Here is a 9,504-nt window from a genome sequence, read left to right on the forward strand (position 1 = left end):
CAATTCATTAATAGAAATTCAAGATATTAATCTCAAAGAAAATAAAAAATCCTATTATATCAATCAAGATGAATGGGATAATTGGTTAGAAGATGAAATTGAATTAGCTATAGCTGATGCTAGTTTAGAAGTTTTCGGTGGGATGTATAATGAATTTCAATTAGCGGAAATGGTTAATAGAGACGAGGTAATTTCTATTGCTAAGAAATTTTTGGAATTGACTTATGTATATTCTGTTAAAGATTTACCAAAAGCTATTGCTGAACTTTTAATTCAGTTACCTGGTGGTGAAAATTGGAAGTTAGGGAAAAGGTAAAATATTAATTTAATATACATAGGACTTACTCACAATTCAGGAAGGAATTAACCACGAAGGAACGAAGAAAACGAAGACAAGAGGGTTTTAGAGATATTTTCGGTAAGTCATAACAAATATACAGATATTTTAATAATGTATCGGATCATGCAAATAACCCATGACTAATAATTAAACCTTAAAATATGCCAGTTAAATCAACTTTATGCCTTTTGTAACTGTAAGAATTAACTAAGTCGGACTAGAATTAACCCGGCCAGTTATTGCTGAAGTTCCTAATACGGGAGGTTTAATTTTGACTAAGTTGAAAGTTGGTATTAATGGATTTGGTCGTATTGGTAGACTTGTGCTACGCGCTGGTTTGAATAATCCTGATATTCAGTTTGTGGGAATTAATGATTTAGTTCCTCCTGATAATCTTGCGTATCTTCTCAAGTATGATTCTACTCACGGTAGATTAAAAAGTCAGATTGAAGCTAAGGAAGACGGTATTATTATTGACGGTCATTTTATTCCTTGTGTATCTATGCGAAATCCTGCGGAACTACCTTGGGGTAAGTTTGGTGTAGATTATGTGGTTGAATCTACTGGACTTTTTACTGATTATGCTGGGGCTGAAAATCATCTTAAAGCGGGTGCAAAACGGGTTGTAATTTCTGCACCAACAAAAGAACCGGAAAAAGTAAAAACTATGGTGATGGGTGTAAATCATCACTTGTTTGATCCCGTTAAAGATTTAATTGTTTCCAATGCTAGTTGTACTACAAATTGTTTAGCACCTATTGCTAAGGTCATTAATGATAATTTTGGTTTAGCTGAAGGTTTAATGACTACAGTTCACGCTATGACTGCAACTCAACCTACGGTAGATGGTCCTAGTCGTAAAGATTGGCGTGGTGGACGAGGTGCGTCTCAAAATATTATTCCTTCGGCTACGGGGGCTGCTAAAGCGGTGGCTTTAGTATTACCAGAATTAAAGGGTAAATTAACTGGTATGGCTTTTAGAGTTCCTACTCCTGATGTTTCTGTAGTTGATTTAACTTTTAAAACTACTAAAGCTACTTCTTACAAAGAAATTTGTCTAGCAATGAAAAAAGCTGCGGAAGGTAATTTAATTGGTGTGTTAGGTTACACAGATGAAGAAGTAGTATCTACAGATTTTCAGGGTAATTGTCATTCTAGCATTTTTGATGCAGGAGCGGGAATTGAACTTAATTCTAATTTCTTTAAGGTTGTGTCTTGGTATGATAACGAATGGGGTTATTCTAACCGTGTTGTTGATTTAATCTTATCAATGGCGAAAAAAGAACAATTAATTTAGATAGTTATTCATTGTCAATTGGTAATTATCAATTCTCAATTGTTAATTATTCATTGTTAATTGTTGACAATCAATTAGCTTTGTTTGCCTATCCATAGTTAATTGTTTTAAATAAGGGCTTAATGGGGTGTGCTACTTTACCATTATTCCTTACACAATTATGCGTCGCACTAAAATTGTTTGTACTATTGGACCTGCTACATCTTCACCTGAGAAATTAGAAGCTATAGTCAGAGCGGGAATGAATATGGCGCGATTAAATTTTTCTCATGGTGCTTATGATGCTCACGCTCAGGTTTTTCAAAATTTACGGCGTATTGGTAATGACTTAAACAAACCTATTGCTATAATGCAAGATTTGTGTGGTCCAAAAATTCGTTTGGGAAAATTACCACCAGAAGGGTTAATGTTAGAGGCTGGTAGTGAGGTGACATTTCTTTTACAAGAAAAGGGTGAAAGTGTTGATGAGTTACCCTTACCGCTACCAACCTTATTTGCTATGATGCGATGTGGTGAACCAATTTTAATTAATGATGGTCGAGTAAAATTAACTGTTACTAGTCGTGACGCTGATAAAATTCGCGCTCATGTTAATATTGGCGGTTTGGTTTCTTCTCATAAAGGTGTAAATTTACCCGCAACTCCTTTACCTCTAAGTTCGATTACTGAAAAAGATTTAATGGATTTGCGCTTTGGGATACAATTAGGTGTAGACTGGGTGGCGGTTTCTTTTGTACGCTCTCCTCAAGACCTCGAACCTGCACGGAGAATGATTGAGGGTGCTGGTTCAAAAATTCGGTTAATTGCTAAAATTGAGAGAGCAGAAGCAGTAGAACAGTTAGATGCTATTCTAGAAGTTGCTGACGGAATTATGATTGCTCGTGGTGATTTAGGAGTAGAAGTACCTATTTATCAAGTTCCGCTGATTCAAAAAGAAATTGCGCGTCGTTGTAATCAAGCTGGTAAACCGGTAATTACAGCTACGCAAATGCTAGAATCAATGATTAGTGCGCCAGATCCTACTCGCGCTGAAGCTACAGATGTTGCTAATTCTATTTTAGATGGCACAGATGCGGTTATGTTATCTGGAGAAACAGCCATGGGTGAATATCCTATTGCTGCGGTGCAAACCATGCACAATATTGCACTACAAACAGAAACAGCATTACAAGAGGGAAATAGACATTCTTGGGTACCAAAAGCCGGTAGTTTGACAGTGACAGAATCAGTGTCTCAAGCGGTATGTCGCATTGCTTATGAAACTGGTGCTAAAGCAATTTTGTGTAATACTACATCAGGAGGCACAGCCAAATTGGTGTCTAAATACCGTCCCAGCACGCCAATTATTGCTCTTACCTCTGATTGTACCGCTTACCGTCAATTGGCTTTATCCTGGGGTGTAGAACCCCTACTTATTCAACCTGTTCGCAATGCTGAAGAAATGTTTATTAATGTGGTAGACACAGTTGTCAATAGTGGTTTAGTTAAGGAAGGGGATAAGGTTGTGATTACCTCTGGTGTTCCTATTGGTACACCTGGAACAACCAATTTAATTAAAGTGCATTCTATTGGACAGCCAATTACGCCTTGACACCTCTAAAATGGGTAGTTGATAATTCCTAATTGGGAAATCCTAATTCCCTGTTTCCTGTTCCCTGTTCCTTGTTCCCTGTTCCTTGACCACTGACTACTGACCATTGACATTGGAGTATGTTATGCCTAAAAACTTACTAGAAGCACTACGGGCAGTGACCGTTGTGGTAGCGGATACTGGAGACATTCAAGCAATTGAAAAGTTTACACCTCAAGATGCTACTACTAATCCCTCACTGATTACTGCTGCGGCGCAAATGCCGGAATATCAGGATATAGTTGATCAAACGCTACTCAAAGCTAAAAAAGATGCTGGTGTAGGTGCTAGTCAAGCACAGGTGGTATCTCTGGCTTTTGATCGTTTGGCGGTATCCTTTGGATTAAAGATCTTGCAGATTATCCCCGGTCGTGTGTCTACAGAGGTAGATGCGCGGTTATCTTATGATACAAATGCAACTGTAGCAAAAGCACGGGATTTGATTGGTCAGTATCAAGCCGCTGGTGTTGCCAAAGAGCGGGTTTTGATTAAGATTGCAGCTACTTGGGAAGGTATAAAGGCTGCGGAAATTTTGGAAAAAGAAGGTATTCACTGTAACTTAACTTTACTGTTTGGTCTGCATCAAGCGATCGCCTGTGCGGAAGCTGGTGTAACTTTGATTTCTCCTTTCGTTGGTCGTATTCTTGACTGGTATAAGAAGGATACAGGCCGCACTAGCTACCCCGCAGCGGAAGATCCAGGGGTATTATCTGTCACCACCATTTATAACTACTTTAAGAAGTTTGGTTATCAAACTGAGGTGATGGGTGCTAGTTTCCGTAATATGGGCGAGATTACTGAATTGGCTGGTTGTGATTTGTTAACTATTTCTCCCGGTTTATTGGCAGAATTGCAAAATACTGTGGGGGAATTACCCAGAAAACTTGATCCGGCAAAGGTAGCAGATTTATCAATTGAGAAAATTTCCATTGATAAAGCGACTTTTGAGCAAATGCACAATGGCGATCGCATGGCTTCTGATAAACTAGCAGAAGGTATTGATGGTTTTACCAAGGCCTTAATTTCCTTGGAACAACTATTAGCTGAAAGATTGACTCGTTTGGAAAGTCAGAAAGTCACCGCTTAATCAATGTCGGTGCTTTGAAACCCCTGTAGAGATGTTCTATGGAACGTCTCTACATCTGTTTTTAGTTTTTGATGATGGTCGTTGTGATAATGTAACTAATTTTAATGGCCAAATTTTTCTGAGGGTTAATCAACGGTAGATAATGGAAGTAAGCAGTCGGGAGTTCTCATGACCCGCAGGGAGAAATTAATTAAGCGGTTTCTTAGCATTCCCAAGGATTTCACCTGGGAGGAATTAGTCAGCTTGCTTTCGGGTTTTGGGTTTGAGGAAGTCAGCACGGGAAAAACGGGGGGTTCTCGGCGGCGTTTTCTCAATGATACGGGAGTGATTATTACGTTACATAAACCCCATCCTCAAAATATTCTCAAACGATATCAGATTCAACAGATTATCGAGATTCTCCAAGGGGAAGAATTGCTATGAATAACATGATGCAATACAAGGATTATTTCGGGTCTATTCACTATAGTGATGACGATAAAATCTTCTACGGACAGGTAGAATATATCCGCAGTTTAATTAGTTTTGAAGGGGAAGATGTAGTTAGTCTCAGGGCTAGTTTTCAGGAAGCAGTTGATGATTATTTGGCTCTATGTGAAGAAAAAAGTATTGAGCCTGAGAAGCCGTTTAAGGGTAGTTTTAATGTGCGTGTAGGTAGTCAACTTCATCGTCAAGCGGCCTTATTTGCTCAACAACGGGGGGTGAATCTGAATAAGTTGGTGACTGATGCACTGGAACGTTATTTGAAGGGGGAATCGTTGGAAAATGCTTAAGAAATTACGGATATGAGATACACTGTTAAAGCAACGATTTAAGCAATTTGCACGGGGAGCAGCAGAGGATAATCTCAGTCTAAATTACTTTAACTAAAATTTCCAGTTCCCAATGATGCGGAATCTGGGTTTAATCACCAATTATGGCTAAATAATAACTTGTGAATTTTGGCTAGATCAAAATAGTTTAAATCATTAAATATGGGTAAAATTGGAAAAAATTATAAATCAAGCTCTTAAATACAAGCATATCCTCAATATTCTTAAACTTGACTTTATCTCAACCTAGTGTAATACTGTCACTATATTTTTAGTGGGTAGCTTAATTCAAATTCATCCAAACTGAATTTGAAGCGGAGGAACCAAGTATTTGGGGCTAATCTTATGAGAGACACCTTCCAGTCTTAGCCCGTCAGCTAACTCCGTCAGCAATGGAAGGAACTCCCAAAATCTTGGCTGTAATACCAGTTATGATTGGGTCTTCCTTAATAAATTCTAAATTTTAGATTACAGATAAATCTAAAATTTAAAATTGTCATCCCCGCTTCTCATCGGTCAATTGTTTCAAGGGAGAGAAGTTAAAACTGTGAAAATTAAACCAATATTGGCACGTTTACAAAGTGCTATCGGTCGTGATGACCTAATTGAACAAATGGTTTTACTGCCAGGAACTCAAAAATCATCTGCTAAAAAAGGTTCAAAGGCGAAATCAGCTAATCTAATTGTCGCTTATAATGGTTCTCCTCAAAGTCATACAGCCTTAGATATTGCTTTTTGGATTGCCCACCAAACGACTTTAGCTACTAACTATCAAATTACAGTTCAAGCTGTTTATGTAGTAGAAGAAAAATTCAATCATCAGTCTCTTGATATTTTCAAAGTTCCTGAAAATCAAGCTCAATTAGAATATCAATTGGGAAATACATCAAAGTCAGTTGCATGGGGATTAAATCGCTCAAAAGGAACAGCAATTTTACCGCAATTAGAAAGAGAATCTAGAACTTCTCTCCAGGAAGCAGATAGAATTATTTGGCAAGCAAAAACTCTCGCTGAAGAATGGCAAGGTTCATTTAGTTCTCATCTGCGCTTTGGTAATGTTGCTAAAGAACTTAAAAAAGTTGTCCAATTAGAAACCGCTGATATTCTCTTTTTAGGCTGCAAATCTACTGATCATCCCATGATTGAAACATTAGGTAAAAATTTCCCTTGTGCAGTGTTAGGTATTCCCCATTGTCTTGATAAATAAGCAGGTTGGCGTTAAAAATTGTCGTTATGACAAGTATTTTTTTCCATTCACCTACTTAATCTCTTTTTTCAATGACTGGGAATTAAATTGAAATTATGAAAAAGTCACTTATACTTTAAGTGGCTTTTTTATCAATTCCTAACTTAAATTTGTCGCGGTAAATCAGTACAGGGCGTAAATCTGAATTTATGAAAATACTTGTCCTCAATGCCGGTTCTAGCAGCCAAAAGAGTTGTCTGTATGACATGACAACCACAATTCCTCCTCTAGCACCCCAACCCCTCTGGGAAGGGAAAATCAACTGGACTGAAGACAAAAATCAGGCGGAAATTACAGTTAAAACGGCTATCGGTGCAACTCTACAAGAAACTATTGTCAGTGATTCCCCGCAAGTACAATTTGCTTATTTGTTGTCTACTCTCATACATGGTGCAACTCAGGTAATTGATGATTTATCAGTGATTGATGTGGTAGGACATCGGGTAGTACATGGTGGTCAAGAGTACAAAGAAGCTGTAATAATTACTGAAGATGTCAAACAGGCGATCGCTCGTTTATGCAATTTAGCACCAGCACACAATCCAGCCGCTTTGGCAGGTATTGAAGCTATAGAAAAAAGTTTGGGAAATATTCCTCAAGTCGCAGTTTTTGATACTGGATTTCATAACACCTTACCAGATGCAGCCGCCATCTATCCAATTCCATATAATTTCGCAGAAAAAGGTATTCGCCGTTACGGATTTCATGGCATTAGTCATCAGTATTGTGCTAATCGGGCTGCGGAAATTCTTGGTCAAGATTTACCATCTCTGCGGATAATTACTTGTCATTTAGGTAATGGTTGTTCCTTAGCTGCCATCAAAAATGGTTGCAGTATTGATACAACAATGGGATTTACTCCCCTAGATGGTTTAATGATGGGTAGCCGCAGTGGTTCAATTGATCCAGGTATTTTAATTTATTTATGGCAACAGTATAATTACTCTAGTGAAGAATTAGATATTATGTTAAATAAACTTTCAGGATTACGAGGTATTTCTGGAATATCAAGTGATTTAAGGGATGTAATAGCTGCCAAAGAACAAGGTAATAAACGCGCCCAATTGGCTTGGGATATATACGTACATCGCCTCCGGTCTGGTATCGGCGCAATGCTGGCTAGTTTAGCTGGATTAGATGTACTAGTTTTTACTGCTGGAATAGGAGAAAGATCCGCAGAAATACGCAAAGCTGCTTGTGAACCCTGGGGATTTTTGGGACTGGAAATTGATTTAGAGAAAAATCAACAACAACCTGTTGATATTGATATTGCTACATTTGACTCAATGGTGCGCGTTTTAGTCGTAGAAACTCAAGAAGATTGGGCAATAGCGCAACAATGTTACAAATTACTGCAATAATATTACAATTGTCACAAAAAATGGTAGGCTTTAGCCTTATGTAGGTAGACTTTGTTTGTATAGCTGCGATTTCTAATCTCCTGATTAGATTATCCCCTAAAATCATAAACCAACCGCTTAAACATAGACACAGAAACAATAGTAGTATTCACTAAATTCTGTGCTTGATTAAAATCAGCATCTCCAGTAATCAAAAAATCTGCTCCTGCTGCGATCGCACAAGCTAAAAACTTTTCATCCTTTGTATCTCTAGCAAAATCTATTGTTACCTGAACATCAACTAATGTAGTCACCAAATCTATAACATCTAACCATTCTTTTCTAACTTCATCAGTCAACTTAAACTTCTTCCGACTTAATACATCCTGATACTCTGCTAAAATTTCCTCAGAAACAACCCACTCACAATTAGGACTATCCACAACAAATTGAATAACTTCCCTTGGTTCTCTCCCCTTGAGAACAGCAGAAACTAAAACATTAGTATCAATAATAACTTTCATTCCCCACGCCGATAAGCTTCAATTTCTGCCGCTATTTCCTCATCTGTAACCTGTTCGACACCAGGAATAGCTTGAGTTTTATCAAATAAATTCCGCAATTTATTACTAATTGTATCCTGCGGGTTATCTTCAGCTAAAACAATAATCTCCACACGCTGTCCAACCTGAAAAGGTAAATCAGATAAAACCACCTGCTTAGGGTTTTCAATGGTGATATAAGTCTTGTACGCATTCATAATTTATTCTGCTATTTATCCTATATATATTGTATAATAATTTTGGACAAATGATATGTATTTTCATCCTTATCTCTCTCTCGCTTGACGCAACTTATCCCGCAATTGTGAAATCACAACTTCCCCATTAATACCTTCACCTCTATCTAATTGTTCAATAGCAACATCCACCTTTTCCCGTGTTTCTTCCACCCAATTCTGATAACCCTTATCCCACTCCAAAAGCAATTTTAACGCCTTACTAATTACATCTTCAGGATTTGTATATCTACCTGTGGCAATTTGCGCTTGAATAATTTGCTCTAATTCAGGTTTAATTTCGATATTCATAATTTTACCTTTTTATACTAATTGCTCAAAATCTGGAAGAGAAAAACCTTTAGACTTTAAAAGTGCATAAGCATAAGCTTTTTTCAACATTAAATAATCAGCACTCACTCGTAGAGATTTCAACAATAACCTATCAGATTCACTTAATTGATTATTTTGATTTTTTTCTAACAGTTGTAAATGTAATTCTTGCTGAATTTCTGGAATTTGACTTTGGGCAATATTTAATAATTCCTCAATCGTTAATTCTTGCATAGCTATTAATTCCCCTTGTAATTCCAGAGGTGCATAATCAACAGCAGGAGGAACATTAATTTGAGTAGTCATATATTTTAGAAGTTTAAGCTGCATATCTAATGATTTCTAATTCGGCTCCTTTAGTAATTGCTAATTCTGCTTTGTCTAAAACTTGTTCGGTAACTGCATCACTTAAATAATATTCACCACAGTTATCACAAATTTCTGCGGGAACTTTTTTCAAGACAATAATACATTCATCTCTTTCTAAGGTGACGGTGACTAAACCGGGTTTAGTTTCTCCATGTTTACAAATTACGCATTTCATTATTTTTGTCTCCTAGTTGTAAAACCATCTAACCAAATATTATAGTCATTTAACTTAAGAATGAGACATTAAGATACACAATAATCACGGATGATTT

Annotated in this window: 12 protein-coding genes, 1 pseudogene and 1 riboswitch; of the genes and pseudogenes, 8 read left to right on the forward strand and 5 right to left on the reverse strand. The window is 37.2% G+C overall.

Going from position 1 to position 9,504, the window contains the following annotated elements:
- The 8 genes and pseudogenes from ACIR131C_RS25840 to ACIR131C_RS0100445 form a co-directional block, all read left to right on the forward strand.
- Window positions 1-316, forward strand: a pseudogene (locus ACIR131C_RS25840) (hypothetical protein); the annotation flags it as partial.
- Between the two features lie 295 nt (window positions 317-611).
- Window positions 612-1,637 (forward strand): type I glyceraldehyde-3-phosphate dehydrogenase, encoded by a 1,026-nt coding sequence (gap, locus tag ACIR131C_RS0100415; RefSeq protein ID WP_028088649.1) that lies wholly within the window; start codon window positions 612-614, stop codon window positions 1,635-1,637.
- 160 nt (window positions 1,638-1,797) lie between these two features.
- Complete coding sequence (gene pyk / locus ACIR131C_RS0100420; RefSeq protein WP_028088650.1) at window positions 1,798-3,228, forward strand: pyruvate kinase; 1,431 nt, start codon at window positions 1,798-1,800, stop codon at window positions 3,226-3,228.
- Window positions 3,229-3,352: 124 nt separating this feature from the next.
- Window positions 3,353-4,354 carry a transaldolase gene (locus tag ACIR131C_RS0100425; RefSeq protein ID WP_028082603.1) on the forward strand — a complete coding sequence of 334 codons (1,002 nt, stop codon included), beginning with the start codon at window positions 3,353-3,355 and terminating at the stop codon, window positions 4,352-4,354.
- A 168-nt stretch (window positions 4,355-4,522) separates the two neighbouring features.
- Window positions 4,523-4,777 (forward strand): type II toxin-antitoxin system HicA family toxin, encoded by a 255-nt coding sequence (locus ACIR131C_RS0100430; RefSeq protein ID WP_028088651.1) that lies wholly within the window; start codon window positions 4,523-4,525, stop codon window positions 4,775-4,777.
- Window positions 4,774-5,127: a type II toxin-antitoxin system HicB family antitoxin gene (locus ACIR131C_RS0100435; protein ID WP_028088652.1), complete on the forward strand. Its 354-nt coding sequence runs from the start codon at window positions 4,774-4,776 to the stop codon at window positions 5,125-5,127. Before ACIR131C_RS0100430 ends, ACIR131C_RS0100435 begins: the two co-directional genes overlap by 4 nt.
- A gap of 330 nt (window positions 5,128-5,457) precedes the next feature.
- A riboswitch (cyclic di-AMP (ydaO/yuaA leader) is annotated at window positions 5,458-5,570 on the forward strand.
- Window positions 5,571-5,728: 158 nt separating this feature from the next.
- Window positions 5,729-6,373 (forward strand): universal stress protein, encoded by a 645-nt coding sequence (locus ACIR131C_RS0100440; protein WP_028088653.1) that lies wholly within the window; start codon window positions 5,729-5,731, stop codon window positions 6,371-6,373.
- A gap of 188 nt (window positions 6,374-6,561) precedes the next feature.
- Entirely contained in the window at window positions 6,562-7,773 is a 1,212-nt protein-coding gene (locus tag ACIR131C_RS0100445; protein ID WP_028088654.1) for an acetate kinase, read from the forward strand.
- Window positions 7,774-7,862: 89 nt separating this feature from the next.
- Here ACIR131C_RS0100445 and ACIR131C_RS0100450 read toward each other — a convergent pair whose 3' ends face one another.
- The 5 genes from ACIR131C_RS0100450 to ACIR131C_RS0100470 all read right to left on the reverse strand — a co-directional run bounded on the left by ACIR131C_RS0100450 (window position 7,863) and on the right by ACIR131C_RS0100470 (window position 9,407).
- A complete protein-coding gene (locus ACIR131C_RS0100450; protein WP_028088655.1) occupies window positions 7,863-8,276 on the reverse strand; it encodes a putative toxin-antitoxin system toxin component, PIN family in 414 nt (137 codons plus the stop codon).
- Window positions 8,273-8,512, reverse strand: a complete 240-nt coding sequence (locus ACIR131C_RS0100455) for a hypothetical protein (protein ID WP_028088656.1) — start codon at window positions 8,510-8,512, stop codon at window positions 8,273-8,275. Before ACIR131C_RS0100455 ends, ACIR131C_RS0100450 begins: the two co-directional genes overlap by 4 nt.
- Before the next feature lie 69 nt (window positions 8,513-8,581).
- The gene (locus ACIR131C_RS0100460) at window positions 8,582-8,842 is read right to left on the reverse strand and encodes a ribbon-helix-helix domain-containing protein (RefSeq protein WP_028088657.1); all 261 of its coding nucleotides are present in this window, start codon (window positions 8,840-8,842) and stop codon (window positions 8,582-8,584) included.
- 12 nt (window positions 8,843-8,854) lie between these two features.
- On the reverse strand, window positions 8,855-9,169 hold the full coding sequence (locus tag ACIR131C_RS0100465) for a hypothetical protein (protein WP_028088658.1): 315 nt from the start codon (window positions 9,167-9,169) through the stop codon (window positions 8,855-8,857).
- Between the two features lie 13 nt (window positions 9,170-9,182).
- Window positions 9,183-9,407 carry a type II toxin-antitoxin system MqsA family antitoxin gene (locus ACIR131C_RS0100470; protein ID WP_028088659.1) on the reverse strand — a complete coding sequence of 75 codons (225 nt, stop codon included), beginning with the start codon at window positions 9,405-9,407 and terminating at the stop codon, window positions 9,183-9,185.
- Window positions 9,408-9,504: the final 97 nt, after the last annotated feature.

This window comes from Dolichospermum circinale AWQC131C, from assembly GCF_000426905.1.
Classification (GTDB): Bacteria; Cyanobacteriota; Cyanobacteriia; order Cyanobacteriales; family Nostocaceae; genus Dolichospermum; species Dolichospermum circinale.

Coding starts and splice junctions, on each gene's coding strand:
- pyk (WP_028088650.1), top strand. CDS start 1,798: ATGCGTCGCACTAAAATTGTTTGTACTATTGGACCTGCTACATCTTCA.
- ACIR131C_RS0100425 (WP_028082603.1), top strand. CDS start 3,353: ATGCCTAAAAACTTACTAGAAGCACTACGGGCAGTGACCGTTGTGGTA.
- ACIR131C_RS0100430 (WP_028088651.1), top strand. CDS start 4,523: ATGACCCGCAGGGAGAAATTAATTAAGCGGTTTCTTAGCATTCCCAAG.
- ACIR131C_RS0100435 (WP_028088652.1), top strand. CDS start 4,774: ATGAATAACATGATGCAATACAAGGATTATTTCGGGTCTATTCACTAT.
- ACIR131C_RS0100445 (WP_028088654.1), top strand. CDS start 6,562: ATGAAAATACTTGTCCTCAATGCCGGTTCTAGCAGCCAAAAGAGTTGT.
- ACIR131C_RS0100450 (WP_028088655.1), bottom strand. CDS start 8,276: ATGAAAGTTATTATTGATACTAATGTTTTAGTTTCTGCTGTTCTCAAG.
- ACIR131C_RS0100455 (WP_028088656.1), bottom strand. CDS start 8,512: ATGAATGCGTACAAGACTTATATCACCATTGAAAACCCTAAGCAGGTG.
- ACIR131C_RS0100460 (WP_028088657.1), bottom strand. CDS start 8,842: ATGAATATCGAAATTAAACCTGAATTAGAGCAAATTATTCAAGCGCAA.
- ACIR131C_RS0100465 (WP_028088658.1), bottom strand. CDS start 9,169: ATGACTACTCAAATTAATGTTCCTCCTGCTGTTGATTATGCACCTCTG.
- ACIR131C_RS0100470 (WP_028088659.1), bottom strand. CDS start 9,407: ATGAAATGCGTAATTTGTAAACATGGAGAAACTAAACCCGGTTTAGTC.